The following is a 21,786-nucleotide window of genomic DNA, read 5'->3' as shown; positions in this document are numbered from 1 at the left end:
GTAGACTTCACGCGTGGCAGGCAGGATCAACGACGACGACGTGAAGGCGGTGCGGGACGCCGTCCCGATCGACGCCGTCGTGTCCGAATACCTCCAGCTGCGCAACGCGGGCGGCGGGAACCTCAAGGGGCTCTGCCCCTTCCACGACGAGAAGTCGCCCTCCTTCCAGGTCAGCCCGAGCAAGGGACTCTTCCACTGCTTCGGCTGCCAGGAGGGCGGCGACACCATCGCCTTCGTGATGAAGATCGACCACCTCTCCTTCTCGGAGACGGTCGAGCGCCTCGCCGCCAAGGCGGGCATCACGCTGCGGTACGAGGAGGGCGGCTACAACCCCGGCCACCAGCGCGGGGAACGCATCCGCCTGATCGAGGCCCACCAGGCCGCCGCCCGCTTCTACGCCGAGCAGCTCGGCTCCGCCGAGGCCGAGATCGGCCGGAAGTTCCTCGCCGGGCGCGGCTTCGACCAGGCCGCCGCCGAGCACTTCGGCGTCGGCTACTCCCCGGCCGGCTGGGACCACCTCACCCGCTTCCTGCGCGGCAAGGGCTTCTCCGACAAGGAGCTGATCCTCTCCGGGCTCTCCCAGGACGGCCGCCGGGGCCCCATCGACCGCTTCCGCGGCCGGCTCATGTGGCCCATCAAGGACGTCGGCGGCGAGATCGTCGGCTTCGGCGCGCGCAAGCTCCGCGACGACGACAACGGCCCCAAGTACCTCAACACGCCCGAGACCCCGGTCTACAAGAAGTCCCAGGTCCTCTACGGCATCGACCTCGCCAAGAAGGACATCGCCAAGGCCAGCCGGGCCGTCGTCGTCGAGGGCTACACCGACGTCATGGCCTGCCACCTCGCCGGGGTCACCACCGCCATCGCCACCTGCGGCACCGCCTTCGGCGGCGACCACGTCAAGATCCTCCGCCGCCTCCTCATGGACAACGGCTCGGCCCGCGTCATCTTCACCTTCGACGGCGACGCCGCCGGCCAGAAGGCCGCCCTGCGCGCCTTCGAGGACGACCAGAAGTTCGCCGCCGAGACGTACATCGCCGTCGCCCCCGAGGGCATGGACCCCTGCGACCTGCGGCTCGCCAAGGGCGACGAGGCCGTCGCGGACCTGGTCGAACCCCGCACCCCGCTCTTCGAGTTCGCCCTCCGCCAGATCGTGCGGCGCTACGACCTGGAGACCCCGGCGGGCCGGGCCGCCGCCCTGGACGAGGCCGCCCCGATCGTCGCGAAGCTCAAGAACCTGGCCGTGCGGCACGGCGTCGCCGTCCAGCTCGCGGGCATGCTCGGGATCATGGACGAGCGGTTCGTCGTGCAGCGGGTCAGCCGGGTCGCCCAGTGGCAGCGGGACCGCGGCGGCCGGGGCCGGACGGACGACCGGCCGCGCCGCGAGATGCCGCAGATCCAGGCCCCCGCGGCACAGCCCGGCCCCGCGCTCAACCTGCGCAGCCCCGCCCACCGCACCGAGCGCGAACTCCTCAAGCTCGCCCTCCAGCGGCCCGAACTGGTCTCCCCGGCCTTCGACGCCTACGGGATCGACGAGTTCACCGCCCCGCCCTACGCGGCCGTCCGCCAGTGCGTCCAGGACGCGGGCGGCGCCACCGGCGCCCCCGCCGACTACCTCGACGCCGTCCGCGCGGCCGCCCCCGACGACGCCGTCCGCGCCCTCGTCACCGAGCTGGCCGTCGAGACGATCTTCGCCAAGACGATCGACGAGGTCTACGCGGGCGCCCAGCTCGTCCAGGTCCGCCTCCGCGCCGTCGACCGCCGCATCCGCGACGTCCAGGGCGCCCTGGCCCGCCTCGGCCAGAACGGCGACCCGGAGAAGGTCGCCGCCGTGCAGAACGAACTGTGGGTGCTCACCCAGTACGGGCAGTCCCTGCGGAACGACGGCGCCGCCGCGCTCTGACGCTCGGTCACCCGGCGGACTCAAAAAGTCACCGCACGCCCCTCGTGGCGGCGATGTGTCGTACCCCACACTGGATGACGGTGCCGTTCCGCTCCTCCTGGAGGTCGCCCGCCGTGCAGACCCAGACCGTGCCGCAGGACCAGCAGGACCAGCAGGACCAGCAGGACCAGCAGGACCGGGCAGAGTCCGGCGGGGACGTCGAGGACATCGACGGCGTGGAGGACGTCGGGCGCGTGGAGGACGGGGAGGACGCGGCGGAGCCCGCGATCCCGGCGGCGGCCCGGCGCGCCCGCCCGGACCCCGGCGGCAACGGCCCCTCCTCCGACCTCTTCCGGCAGTACCTGCGCGAGATCGGCCGCATCCCGCTCCTCACCGCCGAGGAGGAGGTCGAACTGGCCCGCCGCGTCGAGGCCGGCCTCTTCGCCGAGGAGAAACTGGCCGGCACCCCCGACCTCGACACCCGCCTCGCGGGCGACCTGGACCGCCTCGTCGTCCTCGGCCGGATCGCGAAGCGCAGACTCATCGAGGCCAACCTCCGCCTCGTCGTCTCCGTCGCCAAACGGTACGTGGGCCGGGGCCTGACCATGCTCGACCTGGTCCAGGAGGGCAACCTCGGCCTCATCCGGGCCGTCGAGAAGTTCGACTACGCGCGCGGCTACAAGTTCTCCACGTACGCCACCTGGTGGATCCGCCAGGCCATGTCCCGGGCCCTCGCCGACCAGGCCCGCACCATCCGCGTCCCCGTCCACGTCGTCGAACTCATCAACCGGGTCATCCGCGTCCAGCGCCGCATGCTCCAGGAACGCGGCTACGAGCCCACCCCCGAAGAGGTCGCCGCCCAGCTCGACCTGCCGCCCGAGCGCATCGGGGAGGTGCTCCGCCTCGCCCAGGAACCGGTCTCCCTGCACACCCCCGTCGGCGAGGAGGAGGACGTCGCCCTCGGCGACCTCATCGAGGACGGCGACGCCGCCTCCCCGGTCGAGTCCGCCGCCTTCCTCCTCCTGCGCCGCCACCTGGAGGACGTCCTCTCCACCCTCAACGAACGCGAACGCAAGGTGGTCCAGCTCCGCTACGGCCTCGACGACGGCCGCCCCCGCACCCTGGAGGAGATAGGCCGGCTCTTCGGAGTGACCCGCGAACGCATCCGCCAGATCGAGTCCAAGACCCTCAACAAACTCCGCGACCACGCCTACGCGGACCAGCTCAGGGGGTACCTGGACTAGTCGCCGAAAGCGCCGCGGAGAGAGGTTCGGGTCGGCCAGACTGCGGCCAGGGCGCGCCCGCCGGAGGAGCGACGGCCCGCCCGCCCCCGCGCCGACGGCCGACGGCTCCGCCACCAGTCCCTGGGCCTGACCGGAGCGTCCCACCGGGACGCGCGGGTGTGCCGGCCGGACGCGCCGGTGACCCGCGCCGTACCCCCCCCGTACGACACGGGCCACCGCCCCACCGGACCGTCCGCCGTCAGTCGACCTCCACGACCGCCTGGGCGAACTGCGCCGCGTACAGCCGGGAGTACGCCCCGCCCGACGCCAGCAGCTCCTCGTGGGTGCCCTGTTCGACGATCGAGCCGTTCTCCATCACCAGGATCACGTCCGCGTCCCGGATCGTGGAGAGGCGGTGGGCGATCACGAACGACGTGCGGCCGTGGGCCAGGCGGGCCATCGCCTTCTGGATCAGGACCTCGGTGCGGGTGTCGACCGAGCTGGTGGCCTCGTCCAGGACGAGGATCACCGGGTCGGAGAGGAAGGCGCGCGCGATGGTGATCAGCTGCTTCTCGCCCGCGCTCACCCCCGCGCCCTCGTCGTCGAGGACCGTGTCGTACCCGTCGGGCAGGGTCCGGACGAAGCGGTCGGCGTGCGCGGCCCGCGCCGCCTCCTCGACCTCCTCCCGGGTCACCGGACGCGTCGCGCCGTACGCGATGTTGTCCGCGATCGTCCCGCCGAACAGCCAGGTGTCCTGGAGGACCATCCCGATCCCGCTCCGCAGTCGCTCGCGGGACGTCTTCGCGACGTCCACCCCGTCCAGGGTGATCCGCCCGCCCGTCACCTCGTAGAACCGCATGAGCAGGTTCACCAGGGTCGTCTTGCCCGCGCCCGTCGGACCGACGATCGCGACCGTCTGCCCCGGCTCCACCGTCAGCGACAGGTCCTCGATGAGCGGCTTGTCCTCCTCGTAGCGGAAGGAGACGCCCTCCAGTGCGACCCGGCCGCGCGACTCCAGCGTCCCCCAGCCTTCGGCCGGGGGTGCCCCCGTCCCGCCCGTCGGGGCGTCCGGCTCCTGCTCCTGCGCGTCGAGCAGTTCGAAGATCCGCTCGGCCGAGGCCACGCCCGACTGCACCAGGTTCGCCATCGACGCCACCTGCGTCAGCGGCATCGAGAACTGGCGCGAGTACTGGATGAAGGCCTGCACGTCACCGATGGAGAGCGTGCCGCTCGCCACCCGCAGACCGCCGACCACGGCCACCAGGACGTAGTTGATGTTCGAGATGAAGAACATCACCGGCTGCATCACGCCGGAGTTGAACTGCGCCCTGAACCCGGCCTCGTACAGCGCCTCGTTCTGCTCGCGGAAGTCCTTCGCGGACTCCTCCTGCCGCCCGAAGACCTTCACCAGGGCGTGCCCGGTGTACATCTCCTCGACGTGCGCGTTCAGCGTGCCCGTGGACTTCCACTGCTGTACGAAGTGCGGCTGCGAGCGCTTGCCGATCCGCGCCGCCACGAAGACCGACACCGGCACCGTCACCAGCGCCACCAGGGCGAGCAGCGGCGAGATCCAGAACATCATCGCGAGCACGCCGACGATCGTCAGGAGCGAGTTGATCAGCTGGCCCATCGACTGCTGGAGCGTCTGCGAGACGTTGTCGATGTCGTTGGTCGCCCGGGACAGCACCTCGCCGCGCTTGGCCTTGTCGAAGTACGACAGCGGCAGCCGCGCCAGCTTCGTCTGGACGTCCTCCCGCATCCGGTAGACCGTCCGGTTGATCACCCGGATCGACAGCCGGGTGGAGACCAGCATCAGCAGGCCCGCCGCCACGTACACCGCGAGGACCAGGAGCAGCACCCCGCCCACGGCGGAGAAGTCGATCCCCTTCCCCGGTGTGAAGTCGACCCCGGACAGCATGTCCGCCATGCCGTCCTGCCCGCCGGCGCGCAGCCCTTCCAGGGTCTCCGCCTTCGTGGCGCCCGGCTCCGTCTGCCGCCCGATCACCCCGGCGAAGATCAGGTCCGTCGCCCGGCCCAGGATCTTCGGCCCGACCACGGAGGCCGCCACCGAGAGCACGCCGGCGACCAGCATCACCCAGAGCGCGCCACGCTCCGGCGCGAGCTGCCCCAGCAGCCGCCTGCCCGAGCCCTTGAAGTCCATCGACCGCTGGTCGGGGCCGCCACCGGCCATCATGCGTCCGCCAGGACCGGCCATCAGGCTGCCTCCGCCTCGGTCAGCTGGGAGAGCACGATCTCCCGGTACGTCTCGTTGTCCGCCATCAGCTCCCGGTGCCGTCCGGTGCCCACCACCCGGCCCTCGTCGAGGACCACGATCCGGTCGGCGTCCCGGATGGTCGACACCCGCTGGGCGACGATCACCACGGTCGAGTCGGCCGTCTCCTCGGCGAGCGCGGCCCGCAGCAGGGCATCCGTCTCGTAGTCGAGCGCGGAGAACGAGTCGTCGAACAGGTAGATCTCCGGCCGCTGCACGAGCGTCCGCGCGATGGCGAGCCGCTGCCGCTGCCCGCCGGAGACGTTGGTGCCGCCCTGCGCGATCGGCGCGTTCAGACCGTGCTCCAGCTTCCGTACGAAGTCGGCGGCCTGGGCGACCTCCAGGGCGTGCCACAGCTCCTCGTCGGTCGCGCCGGGCTTCCCGTACCGCAGGTTCGTCGCCACCGTCCCCGAGAAGAGGTACGGCTTCTGCGGCACGAGCCCGACGGTCCTGGCCATGAGGGCGGGGTCGAGGACGCGGACGTCCACGCCGTCCACGAGGACCTCGCCGCCGGTCGCGTCGAAGAGCCGGGGCACCAGCCCGAGCAGGGTCGACTTGCCGCTGCCCGTCGAGCCGATGATCGCGGTGGTCTCGCCGGGCCGGGCGACGAGCCCGACGTCCTTGAGGACCGGCTCCTGCGCGCCCGGGTAGCGGAACTCCGCGCCCCTGACCTCCAGGTGCCCGCGCCGGTCGAGTGCCGTCACGGGATCGGCCGGCGGCACCACGCTGGAGCCGGTCGCGAGGACCTCCTCGATGCGCTCGGCGCACACCTCGGCGCGCGGCACCATCATGAACATGAAGGTGGCCATCATGACGGCCATCACGATCTGCATCAGATAGGCGAGGAAGGCGGTCAGCGCGCCGATCTCCATCCCGCCGCCGTCGATGCGGTGCGCGCCGAACCAGACCACGGCCACGCTGGACACGTTCACGACCGTCATCACCGTCGGGAACATCAGGGCCATCAGCCGGCCGGTGGCCATCGACATGTCGGTCAGCTCGGCGTTGGCCCCCCGGAAGCGCTCCTCCTCGTACCCGTCCTTCACGAAGGCCCGGATGACGCGGTTGCCGGTGATCTGCTCGCGCAGCACCCGGTTCACCGTGTCGAGGCGCGTCTGCATGGTCCGGAAGAGCGGCCGCATCCGCCGCACGATCAGCGAGACGGCGACGCCGAGCACCGGCACCACCGCGAGCAGCACGCCCGACAGCGGCACGTCCTGGCCGAGTGCCATCACGATGCCGCCGACGCACATGATGGGCGCGGAGACCATCAGCGTGAACGCCATCAGGACCAGCGTCTGGACCTGCTGCACGTCGTTGGTCGTACGGGTGATCAGCGAGGGCGCGCCGAAGTGCCCGAGCTCCCGGGCGGAGAAGGACTGCACCCGGTCGAAGACGGCCCCGCGCACGTCCCGGCCGAGGGCGGACGCGGTCCGCGCGCCGTAGTACACGGCCCCGACGTTGCAGACGACCTGGACGACGGAGATGCCGACCATCAGGGCGCCGAAGCGGAGGATGTAGCCGGTGTCCCCGTGCACGACACCGTTGTCGATGATGTCGGCGTTCAGGGTCGGCAGGTAGAGGCTCGCGCAGGTCTGGAGGAACTGGAGCAGCACGAGCAGCGCGACGGGTTTTCGGTACGGCCGTAGGTGGGTCCGGAGAAGTCTTATGAGCACGGGACTTACTATCGCCCGCCGCCCCGGGCCGTTACGACCGGTTTCCGGGGCGGTGGAAACCCTGGGGAAGTCTTTACGAAGGGCCTCCGGGGGCCCCTTCACGAGCGGGCCCCCGGACTTCGGGCACCGCCCCGGACCGGCGGCGCTCGCCCGCTCCGGGGACGGCCCCGGTCACCCGCTCCGGGTCCGGAGGCCGCCCGCCCCCAAACCGCCGCCCGCACCCGGAACGGCCGCGCTCACCCGCCGAACGCGCCCGGGTGGAGCTGCTCCCGCGTCGCCGTGTACTGCTGCCGCACGGCCTGCCCCGCCGCCAGCTCGTCCCCCGGCTCCAGGACCTGCGTGGCGGCGCCCTGCCAGGCCGGGGGAGCGGAGGGCGACAGGGTGCCCCGCGCGACGCCGAGGGCCCAGGCGGCCTGCCGGGCCGCGCCGAGCGCCGCGTAGTCGGCCGGCTGGGGGACGAGGACCTGGGCGCCGAGGAGGGCCGGCGCGAGCGCCTGCACCGCGTGCAGCGCGGCGGCGGCGCCGAGCAGGAAGACCCGCCGCACCTCCACGCCCCGCCCGCGCAGCACGTCCAGGGCGTCGGTGAGCGCGCAGAGCATCCCCTCGAACGCCGCCCGCGCCAGGTGCTCGGGCCTCATCGACTCGCGCCGCAGCCCGCTGAGCGTGCCCGCCGCGTGCGGCAGGTTCGGGGTCCGCTCGCCCTCCAGATAGGGCAGCAGGACGAGCCCGGAGGCGCCCGGCGTCGACTTCAGGGCGAGCGCGGAGAGCTCTTCGAGGGAGTCGAGGCCCAGCATCTCGGCGGCGCCGCGCAGCGCCCGCACCGCGTTGGAGGTGGAGACGACCGGCAGGTGCATGCCGGTGGCGTCGGCGAAGGAGGTGATCATGCCGCCGGGGTCGGCGAGGGCCTCGTGGTGCACGGCCATCACGGAGCCGGAGGCGCCGAGCGAGACCACCGCGTCGCCGGGGCCGAGCCCGAGGCCGAGCGCGGCGGCCATCGTCTCGCCGGTGCCGGCGGAGATCAGCAGCCCCTCGGGGGTGGTACCGGCGGCGTCGGAGGGCCCGAGGACCTCGGGCAGCGCGGCCCGGTGCCCGAGCGCGAGCTCGACCAGGTCGGGGCGGTACGCGCCGGTGCGGGCCGACCAGTAGCCGGTGGCGGAGGCGGCGCCGCGGTCGGTGGTGCGGCGGGCGGGGCGGCCGAGGAGCTGCCAGACCAGCCAGTCGTGCGGCTGGAGGGCGAGGGCGGTCCGCCGGGCGTGCTCGGGTTCGGTACGGGCCAGCCAGCGCAGCTTGGCGACCGGCTGCCCGGAGGCGGGCACGCTGCCGACGGCCTCGGCCCAGGCGTGCCGGCCGCCGAGCGAGTCGATCAGGTCGGCGGCGGCGACCTGCGCCCGTTTGTCGTTGCGCACGAGCGCGGGCCGCACGAGGCCGCCCTGCGCGTCGAGCGGCACGAGCCCGTGCTGCTGCGCGGAGACGCCGATCGCCTCCACGCCCTCCAGGAGGCCGCCGGTGGCGGCCTCCCCGAGCGAGAGGAGCCAGGTCTGCGGATCGACGTCCACGGCCTTCGGCTCGCCGGGATGCGGGGCGTACCCCTGCCGCAGTACGGCACCCGTGTCGGTGTCACAGACGACGATGCGTGTGAACTCAGCAGAGCTGTCCAGTCCGGCGACTATCCCCATGCCACAGATTCTGCCGCACGCGGGGCCTCAGGTGTTGCTGGTGCCCCACTCGTCGTTCTCGACCTTTCCGTTGCCCTGGCTGCGCTCGCGCAGCGCGTGGACCTTGTCGGCCACGGCGGGCGGCAGGTGGTCGCCCACCTTGTCGCCCACGACGTGCGCGGCCTTGCCGGCGACCTGCCGCCCGGTCTGGGCGGCGGACTCGGCGGCGTTGCGCACGGCCGGGTTGTCGCTGAACTCCTTGGCGGACTTCTTCAACTGTTCGTAGCGCTCGCGTCCGGCCCGCGTGCCGATCACGTAACCGAGGGCGAGTCCCACGACGAACGTCATCTTGTATCGCATGGCCACCACCTTCCCTGGAGAGCTCGCTTGATGCATCGCTGGTGCCCACGGCGGTGCCACGCGATACCGATTGGCGGAGCACCCCCCTGCTTGCGCTAATGTATGTGTCGCAGCGAACGCGCGCCGCCCGGGAAGGTCCGAGGTGGATCCGTTCGGTGCAACGCAGCAATCCCCTGTAGCTCAATTGGCAGAGCAGCCGGCTGTTAACCGGCAGGTTACTGGTTCGAGTCCAGTCGGGGGAGCGCGATCCCCTGTAGCTCAATTGGCAGAGCATTCGGCTGTTAACCGGAGGGTTGCTGGTTCGAGTCCAGCCGGGGGAGCGGAACGGAAGAGGACCCTTCGGGGTCCTTTTTCGCGTCCCGGGGAACCGCGCGGAGCGCGGCGCGGTCTTCATGGTCGAGCAGAGCCGATCTTCCGGAGCAGGAGATCGTATGAGCGGCTATGCTGCGGCAGACGGCGCGCACACATGTACGCGCCTCACCGAACGGGGCGGTAGCTCAGCCGGTTAGAGCAGCGGACTCATAATCCGTCGGCCGTGGGTTCGAGTCCCACCCGCCCCACCAGAGAAAAACGTTCTGACCAGGCAGTTTGCCGGTCGAGTGAGAGTCCGAAGGACCTTGGTGGCCCGTCCGAGCCAGGGAATCACGCCTGTTGGGACAATGATGGGACGCGGGTCGCGCGGCGCGTTCGATTCCCTCGTTCGGCTCACCGTCGGCGGGTCGTGCCCCGGTCCGCTCACCGCGCCGGGTCGGCGATCCGGTAGCCCACGCCGGGCGTGGTGGTGATGACCGGCGGGTCGCCGAGCTTGCGGCGCAGGCGGCTGATGGTGACCGCGACCGTGTTGGTGAACGGGTCGGCGTGCTCGTCCCAGACCCGTTCCAGGAGGTCCTCCGCGCTGAGGAACGCGGGGCTCGCCTCCAGGAGCGCCTCCAGGACCGCGAACTCCTTGACGGAGAGGGCCAGCGGGCGCCCGTCGCGGCCGGCCGTGCGGTGCAGCTGGTCGAGCTCGACGCCCGCCGCGCGCAGCGTGCGGGGCCGGGCGGCCGGACGGCGGCGGGCCAGGGCGCGGATCCGCAGGACGAGCTCGGGGAAGTGGAAGGGCTTCGCCAGGTAGTCGTCCGCGCCCAGGACCAAGCCGCTGACGCGGTCGCCCGGCGAGGCGGCGGCGGTCAGCATCAGGACCGGCGCCCGGCCGTCCCGCTCGGTGATCATCCGGCAGAGCGCGTCGCAGTGGATCCCCGGCAGGTCGCGGTCGAGCACGACGACGTCGTACGCGTTCAGACCGAGCTTCGCGGCGGCGGCCAGGCCGTCGTGCGCGACGTCGACGGCCATCCCCTGGTCCCGCAGTCCCTCGGCGACGACCTCGGCCAGCGTCCGTGCGTCCTCCACGACCAGAACCCGCACCACGTCACCCCTCCCCGCCGGCCGTCGACGGCAGCGCCGCCGTGACGCGCAAACCGCCCTCGGGCGGGGCCAGCAGGGCGAGGTCCCCGCCGTGCGCCGCGACGATCGCCGCCACGATCGACAGCCCCAGCCCGGAGCTCCCCTCCGGTCCCGTCCGGTCGGCGCCGAGCCGCTCGAACGGCTGCGTCAGCCGGTCCACCCGGCTCTGGTCGAGGAGGCGTCCTCCGGTCTCGACGACCAGAAGCGCCTCCGCGGCGGTGTGCCCGGTGGAGATCCGGATCCAGCCGCCCGCCCGGTTGTGCGTGATCGCGTTGTCGACCAGGTTCTCCACCATCCGGGACAGCAGCGCCGCGCTCCCCTCCGTCCACGCGTCCGTCCGCGCCTCGTCGTCGACGGTCAGCTCCTTCGCGGCGATGTCGGCGGCCCGGTCGGCCAGTGCCTCCCGCACCAGCTCGCCGAGCGACACGGGGGTCCGGTCGGCCGGGGTGCCGTGCCGCGCCCGTGCGAGGACCAGGAAGCCGTCGAGGAGGTGGTCCACCCGGTCCAGCTCGACCCGCAACCGGTCCGCGAGCGCGACGGTCTCGGCCGCCGGCTCCGGTTTGGCAACGGCGACGTCCAACGACGCCCGCATCGTCGCCAGCGGCGTGCGCAGTTCGTGCGAGGCGTTGCCGACGAACCGGCGCTGTGCGACGAACGAGGCCTCCAGGCGCTCCAGAAGGCCGTCGACCGTGTCGGCGAGCTGCTTGACCTCGTCGGCGGGTCCGGATACCGCGAGCCGTTCGTGCAGGTTCTCCGCGGAGATCCGCCGTGTCGCCCGCCGTGATCAGCCGCAGCGGGCGCAGGACCCGGTCGGCGAGGATCCGGCCGAGCACGAGCGAGGCGACCGCCGTCACCGCCAGCGCGACCAGCGAGCCGACGAGCAGCCGGTGGTTCTGCTGTGCGTGCGTCTCCGAGAGCTGCCTCCCCAGGTCCCGGATCCGCTGTTCGGCGGAGAGGGGGTCGAAGCCGCCCGGTGGGGGCTGTTCGGGAACCTGCCCGGGGGCGAGCGCGGTCACCCGGGTCCCGGACATCAGATAGGTCAGGGCGAGCAGCACGGTTCCGGACCCGAGGTACCCCACGGCGTACAGGAGCGTGAATCGTCGGCGGACGGTTCCGCCCCGCGGTCTGCCCATGGTCCCCCACCCCTTCGCGTCCGGCCGGATCCAGCATGCCCGGCCGGACCTAACAGCGGGGTGACAGCGGCGGTTCGGACCGTGTTACGGCCGGATCCGTAGACCGGGGCCATGACTTCGACCACAGAACGACTCCGACGGGAGTGGACCGGGTTCCGGCGCGTGGGCAGGCTGGTCGCGATGGCGGTCGCGGCCCTGGCCGTCGTCGCCCTGGGTCTGCTCCGGGCGGCCGGCGACCACGCTTCGTGCGACGGCCCCTGCCCGGCCGAACCGACCGGGCCGGACGGGACCCTCGTCAACGACCGGTTCTCCTTCCTGCACCGCGACATGGGCCCCGAGGGCAGCATCACCGTCCGGCTGACGTCCATGACGGGCACGATCACCTACCCGCCGCCGCACCACGACCGGATCGTCCCGGGCCTCGTGCCGTGGGCGAAGGTCGGGATCATCGTCAAGGACGGCGTCCGCCCCGGCTCGTCCTACGCGGCACTGATGTCCACCGGCGGTCACGGCGTACGGATGCAGTACGACTACCGCCACGACATCGCCGGCGGCGGGGGAGTGGTGGACGGGGCGCCGCGCTGGCTGCGGCTGACCCGGTCGGGCGACACCGTCACCGGCCACGAGTCCGCCGACGGTACGAGATGGACGAAGGTCGGTGCCGTGCGGCTGCCCGGGCTGCCCGGAACCGTACAGGTCGGACTGTTCGCGGCCTCCCCCGGGGACCTGACGCTGCGGCGGACCGGCCTGGGCGGCGCCACGGAGGAGGTGCGCTGGACACAGGCCGGCGGCACCTTCGACAGGATCGCCCTCCGGGGGGCGGCCGCCGGGGGCTGGCGAGACGACGCCGTCGGCGAGCGGAACCGGACGGACTGGGAGAAGAACGAACGGGCGTCCGGGGCGGTGGAGGAGAACGGCACGATCACCGTCACCGGTGCCGGCGACATCGGCCCGAGGGGCGCCGAGGACGGCGCCCGCCCGGTGGAACACGCCCTGGGAGGCCTGTTCCCGGCGCTGCTCGTCGTGCTCGTGATCTCGGTGCGGTACGCCACCGCCGGGCACCGGACCGGGCCCGCGGACGGCGCGCCGGTCACCCGCTCCCGGCTCGCGGCGAAGGCGGTCGTCCTCGCGGCCGTGACGTTCGCGACCGGCCTCCTCGCCCTGGGCATCGTGGTCCCGGCGGGCGCGACGATCCTGAAGGGCAACGGGATCCCGGTCCTCGGGGTCTCCGTACTCACCGGAACACGGGTCGTCGTCGGCACGGCCGGCGCCCTCGCCCTCGCCGCCGTACTGGCCCTCGCGCTCGGCTCCCTGCTGCGGCGCTCCTGGCTCGCGATACTCGTCGCCGTCCTGACGATCGCGGTCCCGTACGCCGTGGCCTCCGTCCCGCTGCTGCCCGACGGCGCGGCACAGTGGCTGCTGCGCGTCACCCCGGCCGCCGGCTTCGCCGTCCGGCAGACCCTCGTCGAACACCCGCAGGTCGTCGCCCACTACGCCCCCTCGGCCGGGTACTTCCCCCTTCCGTGGTGGGCCGGGGTCACCGTCCTGTGCGCTTACACGGCCGTGCTGTTGTGCCTCGCTCTGAGGCGGCTGTCGCGGAGCGGCGAAGGGGCCGGGCGGCCGGTGGACCGGGAGTGACCCCCGGCGGCGCGGGAGTTCGCGGCCACGGCACCGAAGGTGGCATCACCAGGAATGGCAAATGGGTTCGATCGTGCATTTCTTGGTGGTGCGAGGGTGGCCTGAAGCGTCCGATGTCGATGAAATCTCCTGCTCGCGTGGGCGAATTTCGGCCCGGTGGCCTCCTTGTCGGGAAGAGTGGAGTGGAGGTGGCCCCGGGGCCTCTTGTCGAGTGTGTGGCCACCTCGCTTTACTCCTGTTTCCTCGCCCTGTCCGGGCGAGAGGTGAGGAGGGGACGTGACGGTCGAGCTGGGAAGGGTCGAGTCGCGCCTGACGGAGGCGGAAGAGGCAGCCCTGCAGAGGGACTACCGAAATCGGGTGAAGGAATACGATCAGATCGACTCCGCCCTCAGGGCTTCCCGGGTGTTCCAGCGCATCTACTGGCTGTGCCTTCTGGGGGCGATGGCGCTTTCCTGCCTGCTGGGTTACACGGTCGTCGTGGGGCTGTGGCAGACCAAGCCGCTCTTCGTGCGCTACGTCGGGCTTGTCGTGGTCGTCGGTCTCGTGGCGGCGATGGGCTGGCTGCTTCTGGCGAACCGCAAGACCGTTGTCACCCGTGCCGGCGAGCTGCGCAACGCGTTGCAGGACCGGCAGACGGCCGCGGCCGGTCTGCCTCTCGACTCTCCCTCCGGGCTTCGCATCTACCGCGAGGCCTCCCTCGACCTCATCGCGCAGTACCGCAAGTCGGCGAACAACAACCGCCGCATCCACAATTTTTTCCAGCTCGTCATCATCACCGGTTCGATCGCCGCCTCCACGCTCACCGCGATGAACGAGGGGAGCAATCTCGCGCTCCGGATCATCACGTCCACGCTGAGCGCCCTGGTCGGAATCTCCGCCGGCGTGACCGGATACTTCAAGTTCCGCGAGAGGGGCTACAACCTTCAATCGACCGCGGACGATATCGAGAAGCACTACAACGCCTCTCAGTTCATGCTCGACGAGTATGCGGGGAGTGACGGTGCTCCTCTTTCCGAAGGGGAGCGGCTGAGAAGGTTCGCCGGCTTCGTCGAGCGCCTGAAGGAAGAGCAGAGAAAGCGCGAGCTGCAGCTCGAGCAGTCCAGTTCCTCGAACGAGGAGCGGGCGGGATGACGGTCGAGGGCCGGTTCGCGGAGAACGGGCCGCCCCCGGTTCTCCGCTGGGTGCTGGCGCCGAGGTGGCAGTGGAACGCCCGAAAGCTGCAGAGGGCTCATGGAGCCTTGCTGTCGTCGACGACTGCCTGGTGCCTGGTCGCCCTCGCTCAGGACCCGACGAACGTCCCCTTCGTGCAGAACCTGCTCGCACGGCGGGCGAAGGAGAGTCACCACCCGCCCGGGGTCGCTCTCGACTGTTGGACCGCCCTGCGGCACGAGGAGCAGGTCAGGCGTCGCGTCTGGCTGGCCCGGTACGGGGCGACCCCGTTGCATCGTCTGGGGGTCCCCGAGGAACTGATCGAACTGTCCGGCCTCCACGTCGTCGAATGGCGGCTGCCCCCCGACGTGGAGGCGGCGTCTCTCGTGGTGCAGCGCCGGCCGCGAGTCGGGAACGGTTCCGAAGGGGTGCGTCGCTGCCGCTAAGTCCCCTTCGCCCGGGCGGTCGCCGTCCCGTGTGCTCACCAGGACGACGGGCTGCGGGCCGATGCCCGTCCCGGCACCCTCGGGCGCCGGAACGGGCATCGGCCCGGCGGGGGCTCAGTACGTCAGGATCCCCGGGTCCGAGACGTCCGGGGCGCCCGTCTCCACGTGGCCCGCCAGGCGGCGGAGGTAGTCGGCGGAGACCGGCGAGGTGATCGTCACGTCGTACCAGCGGTGGCCCGTGGTCAGGGCGACCGTGTGGGTGACCGTGGCGCCCTTGGCGACCGTCAGGGTCTTTGGGGAGCCCGCGTAGGCGTTGGCGACGGTCACCGTCGTGGTCGCGCCCGCGTTGGTGAAGGTCAGGTCCAGGCCGCCGGTGGCGGCGTTGTGCCGGGCGGCGACCTCGGGGACCGCCGTCTTGCCGGGGGAGCGGAAGCGGCGCAGGAAGCCGTTGGGGCCGTGGACCGTGAGGTCGGTGACGCCGGCCGAGTACTTGGTGTTCCAGGTGTCCGCGATCGACTTGCCCGCCTCCGCCGTGTACGTCCAGGGCGCGTCCGTGCGGTTGGCCGAGGTGACGTAGAACTGCGCGCCCGCGCCGGGGCCCGCGCCGAACGTCAGGCGGTAGGTGCCGGCCGCCGTGTCGGCGGAGCCGTCCACGTACGGGGCGTACTTCAGCGGGCGGGTCGGCTTGGTGCCGCGCTCCTGGCGGGGCATCGTGCCCGTCGCGGGCGCGGTGGCCGGGAAGTCGGGGTGGCGGTCGCGGTCCGGCGGGTAGTAGCCGGCGGTCGACGGCAGCGGGGCCGGCCGGGTGTCCGTGCGCGTGAAGTCGAAGGCTGAGGTCAGGTCGCCGCAGACGGCCCGGCGCCAGGGCGAGATCTGCGGCTCGCGGACGCCGAAGCGGCTCTCCACGAAGCGGATCACCGACGTGTGGTCGAAGGTCTCGGAGCAGGTGTAGCCACCGGTGGACCAGGGAGAGACGACGAGCATCGGGACGCGGGGGCCGAGGCCGTACGGACCGGCCACGAACCCCGTCTTCCCCGGGAAGTGGTCGAGGGCGGTCGCCACGGTGGAGAGGCCCTGCGCCGCCGAGGCCGGGACGTACGGCGGGACCACGTGGTCGAAGAAGCCGTCGTTCTCGTCGTAGGTGATGAACAGGGCCGTACGGGCCCACACGTCGGGGTTCGAGGTCAGCGCGTCCAGGACCTGCGCGATGTACCAGGCGCCGTAGTTGGCGGGCCAGTTGGCGTGCTCCGAGAAGGCCTCCGGGGCCGCGATCCAGGAGACCTGCGGCAGCCGGCCGCCGCGCACGTCGGCGCGCAGCCGGTCGAAGAAGCCCTCGCCGTTCTTGGCGTTCGTGCCCGTGCGGGCCTTCTCGTACAACGGGCTGCCGGGCTTGGCGTTCCGGTAGTTGTTGAAGTAGAGCAGGGAGTTGTCGCCGTAGTTGCCCCGGTACGCGTCACTGATCCAGCCCCAGGAGCCCGCCGCGTCCAAGCCGTCGCCGACGTCCTGGTACACCTTCCAGGAGACCCCGGCCGCCTCCAGGCGCTCGGGGTAGGTGGTCCAGCCGTACCCCGCCTCCGCGTTGTTGAGGACCGGACCGCCGCCCGTGCCGTCGTTGCCGGTGTGCCCGCTCCACAGGTAGTAGCGGTTCGGGTCGGTGGAGCCGATGAGCGAGCAGTGGTAGGCGTCGCAGACGGTGAACGCGTCGGCGAGCGCGTAGTGGAACGGGATGTCCTCACGGGTGAGGTACGCCATCGTGGCCTTGGTCTTGGCCGGTACCCACTGGTCGTACCGCCCCTGCGCGAAGGCCTTCTGGCCGCCCGCCCAGTCGTGGTTGAGGCCTTGGAGGAACTCCATGCCGAGCTTGGCGCTCTGCGGCCGGAAGGGCAGGGTCACCTTGGAGCCGTCGGACTGGTTCCACACGGACTTGCCGCTGGGCAGGGTCACCGGCCGGGGGTCCCCGAAGCCGCGCACGCCCTTCATCGCACCGAAGTAGTGGTCGAAGGAGCGGTTCTCCTGCATCAGGACCACGATGTGCTCGACGTCCTGGATCGTGCCGGTGGAGCCCTGCGCGGGGATCGCGGCGGCGCGGGCGATGCTCTCCGAGAGCATCGTGAACGCGGCGGCCCCGCCGGTCAGCTGAAGGAACCGGCGGCGGTCGATGTCGGCCATGGGGGAGTTCTCCTCCGGGGTCGGGGACGGGCACGGGTGGGGCGCGTGCACGGGCACGGGTGGGGCGCGTGCGTGCGGCGGCCGGGCTCCTGCCCGGCGGGCGCCCCAAGAACAGCGCCCGTGGGCCACCGTCCGGAAGCCGTTCCATGGCTGCCCGCCGTACGCCCGGCGAACCCCGCGTGCCGGTTGTGCGAAAGCCCCGGCGCGCGGGGGCGGCGCCGGGGCTTTCGTACGGTCCCCGCGCGGAGGCGGGTGCGGTCGCTACTCCACGACCAGCTCGACCTGGATGTTTCCGCGGGTGGCCTTGGAGTACGGGCAGAAGGCGTGGGTCTTCTCCAGCAGTGCGAGGCCCGCCTCGCCCTGGAGGTGCTCCGGGAACTCGGCGCGCATGACGACCGCGAGGCCGAAGCCGCCGTCGGCGGGGTCCTTGCCGATGGAGACCTCGGCGGTGACGGAGGCCTCGGAGACGTCGATCTTCTCCTGGCGGGCGACCATGCCCATCGCGCTGGCGAAGCAGGCCGCGTACCCGGCGGCGAAGAGCTGCTCGGGGTTGGTGCCCTCGCCGTTGCCGCCGAGCGCCTGCGGGTGGGCGAGGGGGAGGTCGATGTGGCCGTCGGAGCTGACGGCGCGGCCCTCACGGCCGTTGGCGGTGGCGACGGCGGTGTAGATCGCGTCCATGGGGTCCTGGTCCTCTCGGTGGGGTGGCCGGCCGGTGGCGCGGCCGGGTGGTGCTCTTCATTTGTAGCGCACTATTAAATTGTGCACAACTCAATCGCGCGTGAGGTGCCCTCGCGTATCCTGGAGCCATGGAGACGCCCGACACCCTCCCCGGCCCCGGTGGGTCTCCCGTCCTTCCCGACGGGGACTTCCTCCGGCTCGACCGGCAGATCTGCTTCTCGCTGCACGCGGCGACCCGCGCCTTCAACGGCGTCTACCGCGAGGCCCTCAAGGAGCTCGGGCTCACCTACCCCCAGTACCTCGTCATGCTCGTGCTCTGGGAGCACCGGGAGCTGTCCGTGAAGGGCATCGGGGAGCGGGTCCGGCTCGACTCCGGCACCCTGTCGCCGCTGCTCAAGCGCCTTGAGACGGCCGGGTACGTCGAGCGGCGGCGCAGCCCCGAGGACGAGCGGTCCGTCACCGTACGCCTCACGGAGGCCGGGGCCGGGCTGCGGGAACGGGCCCTCGGCGTGCCGCGCCGGATCGCCGCCGCCACCGGCCTGGACCTCGCCGAACTCGGCGACCTGCGCGAGCGGCTCCACGAACTGGCCGTCCGGCTCGGCGCCGCCGATGCCGAGGGGCTCTCCGGCTGCGGCTGAATTTCGGCTTCCGTTCCGCCCTCGGCGCCGGTCACGGCCACGTTTCCGCCACGGCCGAGGCCCGGTCCGCCGCACCTCGCGACGAACCGGGCCCCGTACCGCCCGCCTCCTACGACGGGCCCGCCCCCTGTGACGGATCGTTCCCCTCCTCTTCCTCCGACGCGATCCGCGGCACCCCCCGCAGCAGCGTCAGCACCAGGACCGCCGTCGCCACCGCGAAGAGCGCGCTCAGTGCCGAGGCCGACCGCAGGGCCGTCGTGAACGAGTCCCGCGCCAGGGCCAGCAGGCCTTCGTCGCCCACGGCGCCCGCCGCCCCCAGGCTGTCCCGGGCCGCCGCCGGCGCGTCCGACGGGATGCCCGCCCGGTAGACGGCCACCGCCACGCTGCCGGTCACCGCGATGCCCAGGGCCAGCCCCAGGTCGTAGGCGGTCTGGCCGGTGGCCGCCGCGGCGCCCGCCTTCTCCGGCGGGGCCGACCCCACCGCGAGTGCCGTGCCGAGCACGCTGATCGGCGCCGCCCCGAACATCACCACCGTGAGCCCGAGGGAGGCCACCACCACCCCGGACCCCAGGGCGATCGCCGCGTACCCCGTCAGCGAGACCAGCAGACCGCCCGCCAGGACGTACGCCGGGCGCAGCCGCCGGGCCAGGGCCGGGGTCAGCTGCGAGCCGGCGATCAGCCCGGCCGCCCCCGGCAGCAGCCAAAGGCCGGCCTCCAGCGGCGACAGCCCCGCCACCGCCTGCAGGTACTGCGGGATCAGGTACTCCACCCCGTTCAGGGCGGTCATCCCCAGCAGCAGGGTCAGCAGCGCCCCGGTGAAGGCGCGGCTCCGGAAGAGCCGCAGGTCGAGGAGCGGGGTCTCCAGCCGGTTCTGCCGCCGTACGAAGAGCAGCGTGAACGCGGCGCCGAGGGCGAACGCGAGCCCCGACTCGGCCGTCGGCCCATGGGCGGCCAGCGACTTCACCCCGTACACCAGCGGCAGCACCGCCAGGAGGAAGAGGGCGACGCTCGCCGGGTCCAGCCGCCCGGGGCGCGGATCGCGGTACTCCGGCAGCAGCAGGGGCGCCGCGACCAGCGCGACCAGCATCACCGGCAGTCCGATGAGGAACACCGAGCCCCACCACCAGAGCGCCAGCAGCGCCCCGCCGACGACCGGCCCGATCGCCAGGCCCACCGAGAGCGCGGTCACCCACATCGCGATGGCCGTGGCCCGCTGCCGGGCGTCCGTGAACATGTGGCTGATCAGCGCCAGGGTGGAGGGCAGGACGGCCGCCCCCGCCACGCCCAGCAGGGCGCGGGCGGCGATCAGCGTCCCGGCGTTCGGCGCGTACGCGGCGAGCAGCGAGGCCAGCAGGAAGCCGGCCGATCCCGCCATCAGCAGCCGGCGGCGGCCCAGACGGTCCCCGAGCGTGCCCATGATCACGAGCGTGGCGGCGGTGAGGAACCCGTAGACGTCCGTGATCCAGAGCAACTGCGCGCTGCCGGGACGCAGATCGGCCGCCAGGTACGGGGTGGCCAGCCACAGCACCCCGAGGTCGGCCGTCATCAGGGTGACGGGCAGCAGGAGCACCGCGAGCCCCAGCCACTGGCGCGCCCCGGCCCGCGCGGGCGGTACGGGGAGGCCGGTGGGGGTGGATGTGCCGGGGGCGCCGTGGGGGCCGGTGCCGGCGGTGCCGGCGGTCCCGGCGGTCCCGGCGGTCCCGGCGGTGTCGGTGGGCGTGGTCATGAGCTGAGCGCCTCCTCGGCCGCTGCCATTACCTGCCGTGCCCGCTCGGGGCGCAGCGCGTGGGGGACACCGGAGAGTTCGGTGCCGTGGAGAAGTCGTACGGACGCGTCCGTGATGCCGCAGAACTCCGACACCCCGGCCCGCAACTGGAGATCGAGGGCGGCGCCGAGACCGGTCTTCCCGTACTCCTCGGCCGGGCCGCCCGCCAGGCCGATCCACCGCATCCGCTTCCCCGCGAGGCGGGGGCGGCTGCGGCCGTAGGCGAAGCCGTAGTTCCAGACCCGGTCGATCCAGCCCTTGACCGCGGCCGGCGGCGCGAACCACCACACCGGGAAGACCACGAGGATCTCGTCGGCCGCGGCGATCCGGTCCATGTGGGCGTGGACCTCGGGCGAGTACCGCTTCTCGCGGTCCTCCGAGTCGGGCTCGTCGGCCGGGGTCAGGCGCGGGTCGAACCGCTCGGCGTACAGGTCGAGCAGGTCGACGGTGCCGCCCGCGTCCTCGATCCGGGCGCGGAGGTGGCCGGCGACCTGGGCGGTCAGGGAGTCGTGGCGCGGGTGGGCCACGACCAGGAGGGCGTGTCGTGCTGTCGGTCGGTCCATGGTGGTGACCCCTCACAGACCCAGGCCGGAGCCGCCGCTGACGTCGATGTTCTGCCCGGTCACCCAGCGGCCGTCCGACGAGGCCAGGAAGCCGACCACGTCCGCCACGTCGGCCGGCTGCCCGACCCGGTTGAAGACCGAGAACCCGGCGGCGTGCGCCTTGGCGGCGGGGTCGGCCATCCACGGGTGGATGTCGGTCTCGATGGTGCCGGGCGACACCGCGTTGACCGTGATGCCCCGGGAGCCCAGGGTCTCGGCGAGGGTGAGGGTCAGCACCTCGACCGCGCCCTTGGAGGCGGCGTACGAGGTCATGCCCGGGAAGGCGACCTTGGTGACCCCGGAGGAGACGTTGACGATGCGGCCGCCGTCGCGCAGCCGCTCCAGGCCGTGCTTGACGATGAAGAAGGGGGCCTTGGCGTTGACCGCGAAGACCCGGTCGTAGTCGGCCTCCTCGACCTCGTGGATCGTTCCGGGGCCGGCGATCCCGGCGTTGTTGACGAGGATGTCGACGCCGTCGGCGTGCGCGTCGAACGCCTCCCACAGCGCCTCGGCGTCGCCCGGGACGCCGAGTTCGGTCCGGATCGCGAAGGCGCTGCCGCCCGCCGCCTCGATCGTGTCGACCGTCTCCTTGGCGGCGGCCTCGTTGCTCGCGTAGTGGACGGCGACGCGGGCGCCGTCGGCGGCGAGGCGGAGGGCGATCGCCCTGCCGATGCCGCGGCTTGCGCCGGTGACGAGGGCGGTCCTGCCGGTGAGTGCGGTGCTGCTCATGGTGCGTGCTCCTCGGGTCGTTCCCCGGCTCGCGGGCCGGGCGGGCGGTGGTTCCGCCGGCCGCCGGCGCCCGGTCCTGGTGACCGGCGCTCGGTGACGGGGACGACTCTGCGGGGCGGGTGTTCGGGTACGGCTCGGATCCGGTTCGGGTCGGGTTGGATCCGGTTCGGGTCGGACCCGGGTCGGGTCGGGTCGGATCCGGTTCGGGTCGAGTCGGATCCGGGTCCGTATCGGGGCCGGCGGGGGCGGTTGTCCGGGACCGCACCGGGCCTGCCGGGGCGGTCGTTCGGGTGCGGACTAAGCCTGCGGGGGCGGTCGTTCGGGTGCG

At 72.5% G+C, this 21,786-nt stretch carries 17 protein-coding genes and 3 tRNA genes; 9 read left to right on the top strand and 11 right to left on the bottom strand.

What is annotated here, in order from left to right; translation table 11 throughout:
* Positions 1–13 precede the first annotated feature (13 nt).
* Together dnaG and ADL08_RS26630 are read left to right on the top strand one after the other, a co-directional pair.
* Positions 14–1,903, top strand: coding sequence for a DNA primase (gene dnaG / locus ADL08_RS26635; protein WP_053647286.1), 1,890 nt, complete (start codon positions 14–16; stop codon positions 1,901–1,903).
* 74 nt (positions 1,904–1,977) lie between these two features.
* Positions 1,978–3,126 (top strand): RNA polymerase sigma factor, encoded by a 1,149-nt coding sequence (locus ADL08_RS26630; RefSeq protein WP_234352261.1) that lies wholly within the window; start codon positions 1,978–1,980, stop codon positions 3,124–3,126.
* Positions 3,127–3,364: 238 nt separating this feature from the next.
* Here the strand turns inward: ADL08_RS26630 and ADL08_RS26625 are convergent, their stop codons facing one another.
* The 4 genes from ADL08_RS26625 to ADL08_RS26610 form a co-directional block, all read right to left on the bottom strand.
* A complete protein-coding gene (locus ADL08_RS26625; protein ID WP_053647285.1) occupies positions 3,365–5,320 on the bottom strand; it encodes an ABC transporter ATP-binding protein in 1,956 nt (651 codons plus the stop codon).
* Positions 5,320–7,053 carry an ABC transporter ATP-binding protein gene (locus tag ADL08_RS26620; RefSeq protein ID WP_053647283.1) on the bottom strand — a complete coding sequence of 578 codons (1,734 nt, stop codon included), beginning with the start codon at positions 7,051–7,053 and terminating at the stop codon, positions 5,320–5,322. Before ADL08_RS26620 ends, ADL08_RS26625 begins: the two co-directional genes overlap by 1 nt.
* A gap of 236 nt (positions 7,054–7,289) precedes the next feature.
* Positions 7,290–8,729, bottom strand: a complete 1,440-nt coding sequence (locus ADL08_RS26615; RefSeq protein ID WP_053647281.1) for an FGGY family carbohydrate kinase — start codon at positions 8,727–8,729, stop codon at positions 7,290–7,292.
* Positions 8,730–8,756: 27 nt separating this feature from the next.
* The gene (locus tag ADL08_RS26610; protein ID WP_053647279.1) at positions 8,757–9,068 is read right to left on the bottom strand and encodes a YtxH domain-containing protein; all 312 of its coding nucleotides are present in this window, start codon (positions 9,066–9,068) and stop codon (positions 8,757–8,759) included.
* Positions 9,069–9,237: 169 nt separating this feature from the next.
* Between ADL08_RS26610 and ADL08_RS26605 the strand changes: the two genes are divergently transcribed.
* From ADL08_RS26605 to ADL08_RS26595, 3 genes are all read left to right on the top strand, one after another.
* Positions 9,238–9,310: transfer RNA gene (locus ADL08_RS26605), tRNA-Asn, on the top strand.
* Positions 9,311–9,315: 5 nt separating this feature from the next.
* Positions 9,316–9,388 (top strand) — tRNA-Asn (locus ADL08_RS26600).
* Between the two features lie 166 nt (positions 9,389–9,554).
* A tRNA-Ile gene (locus ADL08_RS26595) sits at positions 9,555–9,631 on the top strand.
* Between the two features lie 172 nt (positions 9,632–9,803).
* On the opposite strand, the gene ADL08_RS26590 is transcribed toward ADL08_RS26595, so the two are convergent.
* Positions 9,804–10,472 (bottom strand): response regulator transcription factor, encoded by a 669-nt coding sequence (locus ADL08_RS26590; protein ID WP_078968130.1) that lies wholly within the window; start codon positions 10,470–10,472, stop codon positions 9,804–9,806.
* Between the two features lie 4 nt (positions 10,473–10,476).
* Positions 10,477–11,103: a sensor histidine kinase gene (locus ADL08_RS38445; RefSeq protein WP_234352260.1), complete on the bottom strand. Its 627-nt coding sequence runs from the start codon at positions 11,101–11,103 to the stop codon at positions 10,477–10,479.
* A 652-nt stretch (positions 11,104–11,755) separates the two neighbouring features.
* Here ADL08_RS38445 and ADL08_RS26580 point away from each other — a divergent pair.
* From ADL08_RS26580 to ADL08_RS26570, 3 genes are all read left to right on the top strand, one after another.
* Entirely contained in the window at positions 11,756–13,282 is a 1,527-nt protein-coding gene (locus tag ADL08_RS26580; protein WP_053647276.1) for a hypothetical protein, read from the top strand.
* Positions 13,283–13,558: 276 nt separating this feature from the next.
* Positions 13,559–14,413, top strand: coding sequence for a DUF4231 domain-containing protein (locus tag ADL08_RS35945; RefSeq protein ID WP_053647273.1), 855 nt, complete (start codon positions 13,559–13,561; stop codon positions 14,411–14,413).
* Positions 14,410–14,877, top strand: coding sequence for a hypothetical protein (locus tag ADL08_RS26570; RefSeq protein ID WP_053647271.1), 468 nt, complete (start codon positions 14,410–14,412; stop codon positions 14,875–14,877). Before ADL08_RS35945 ends, ADL08_RS26570 begins: the two co-directional genes overlap by 4 nt.
* A gap of 114 nt (positions 14,878–14,991) precedes the next feature.
* Here the strand turns inward: ADL08_RS26570 and ADL08_RS26565 are convergent, their stop codons facing one another.
* Both ADL08_RS26565 and ADL08_RS26560 read right to left on the bottom strand, forming a co-directional pair.
* Positions 14,992–17,046 carry a phosphocholine-specific phospholipase C gene (locus tag ADL08_RS26565; RefSeq protein ID WP_053647269.1) on the bottom strand — a complete coding sequence of 685 codons (2,055 nt, stop codon included), beginning with the start codon at positions 17,044–17,046 and terminating at the stop codon, positions 14,992–14,994.
* A 261-nt stretch (positions 17,047–17,307) separates the two neighbouring features.
* Positions 17,308–17,724, bottom strand: a complete 417-nt coding sequence (locus tag ADL08_RS26560; protein ID WP_053647267.1) for an organic hydroperoxide resistance protein — start codon at positions 17,722–17,724, stop codon at positions 17,308–17,310.
* A gap of 128 nt (positions 17,725–17,852) precedes the next feature.
* Between ADL08_RS26560 and ADL08_RS26555 the strand changes: the two genes are divergently transcribed.
* On the top strand, positions 17,853–18,362 hold the full coding sequence (locus ADL08_RS26555) for a MarR family winged helix-turn-helix transcriptional regulator (RefSeq protein ID WP_053647265.1): 510 nt from the start codon (positions 17,853–17,855) through the stop codon (positions 18,360–18,362).
* A 109-nt stretch (positions 18,363–18,471) separates the two neighbouring features.
* Here ADL08_RS26555 and ADL08_RS26550 read toward each other — a convergent pair whose 3' ends face one another.
* The 3 genes from ADL08_RS26550 to ADL08_RS26540 are packed head-to-tail and all read right to left on the bottom strand — an operon-like array spanning position 18,472 to position 21,458.
* On the bottom strand, positions 18,472–20,088 hold the full coding sequence (locus ADL08_RS26550) for an MFS transporter (protein WP_078968123.1): 1,617 nt from the start codon (positions 20,086–20,088) through the stop codon (positions 18,472–18,474).
* Complete coding sequence (locus ADL08_RS26545; RefSeq protein WP_053647263.1) at positions 20,085–20,690, bottom strand: NAD(P)H oxidoreductase; 606 nt, start codon at positions 20,688–20,690, stop codon at positions 20,085–20,087. Before ADL08_RS26545 ends, ADL08_RS26550 begins: the two co-directional genes overlap by 4 nt.
* A gap of 12 nt (positions 20,691–20,702) precedes the next feature.
* Positions 20,703–21,458, bottom strand: a complete 756-nt coding sequence (locus ADL08_RS26540; RefSeq protein WP_053647261.1) for an SDR family oxidoreductase — start codon at positions 21,456–21,458, stop codon at positions 20,703–20,705.
* Positions 21,459–21,786: the final 328 nt, after the last annotated feature.

The sequence above is a fragment of the Streptomyces sp. NRRL F-6492 genome (assembly GCF_001280125.1).
GTDB lineage: Bacteria > Actinomycetota > Actinomycetes > Streptomycetales > Streptomycetaceae > Streptomyces.
The sequence above is the reverse complement of the archived record's forward strand: the minus strand, read 5'-3'. Positions and strand labels throughout refer to the sequence as shown.

What these genes read in the sequence shown, in the direction of transcription:
- ADL08_RS26610 (WP_053647279.1), bottom strand. Translation starts at nt 9,068, where the DNA reads ATGCGATACAAGATGACGTTCGTCGTGGGACTCGCCCTCGGTTACGTG.
- ADL08_RS26545 (WP_053647263.1), bottom strand. Translation starts at nt 20,690, where the DNA reads ATGGACCGACCGACAGCACGACACGCCCTCCTGGTCGTGGCCCACCCG.
- ADL08_RS26630 (WP_234352261.1), top strand. Translation starts at nt 1,978, where the DNA reads ATGACGGTGCCGTTCCGCTCCTCCTGGAGGTCGCCCGCCGTGCAGACC.
- ADL08_RS26540 (WP_053647261.1), bottom strand. Translation starts at nt 21,458, where the DNA reads ATGAGCAGCACCGCACTCACCGGCAGGACCGCCCTCGTCACCGGCGCA.
- ADL08_RS26580 (WP_053647276.1), top strand. Translation starts at nt 11,756, where the DNA reads ATGACTTCGACCACAGAACGACTCCGACGGGAGTGGACCGGGTTCCGG.
- ADL08_RS26555 (WP_053647265.1), top strand. Translation starts at nt 17,853, where the DNA reads ATGGAGACGCCCGACACCCTCCCCGGCCCCGGTGGGTCTCCCGTCCTT.
- ADL08_RS38445 (WP_234352260.1), bottom strand. Translation starts at nt 11,103, where the DNA reads ATGCGGGCGTCGTTGGACGTCGCCGTTGCCAAACCGGAGCCGGCGGCC.
- ADL08_RS26625 (WP_053647285.1), bottom strand. Translation starts at nt 5,320, where the DNA reads ATGGCCGGTCCTGGCGGACGCATGATGGCCGGTGGCGGCCCCGACCAG.
- ADL08_RS26570 (WP_053647271.1), top strand. Translation starts at nt 14,410, where the DNA reads ATGACGGTCGAGGGCCGGTTCGCGGAGAACGGGCCGCCCCCGGTTCTC.
- ADL08_RS26550 (WP_078968123.1), bottom strand. Translation starts at nt 20,088, where the DNA reads ATGACCACGCCCACCGACACCGCCGGGACCGCCGGGACCGCCGGGACC.
- ADL08_RS26560 (WP_053647267.1), bottom strand. Translation starts at nt 17,724, where the DNA reads ATGGACGCGATCTACACCGCCGTCGCCACCGCCAACGGCCGTGAGGGC.
- ADL08_RS26615 (WP_053647281.1), bottom strand. Translation starts at nt 8,729, where the DNA reads ATGGGGATAGTCGCCGGACTGGACAGCTCTGCTGAGTTCACACGCATC.
- ADL08_RS26565 (WP_053647269.1), bottom strand. Translation starts at nt 17,046, where the DNA reads ATGGCCGACATCGACCGCCGCCGGTTCCTTCAGCTGACCGGCGGGGCC.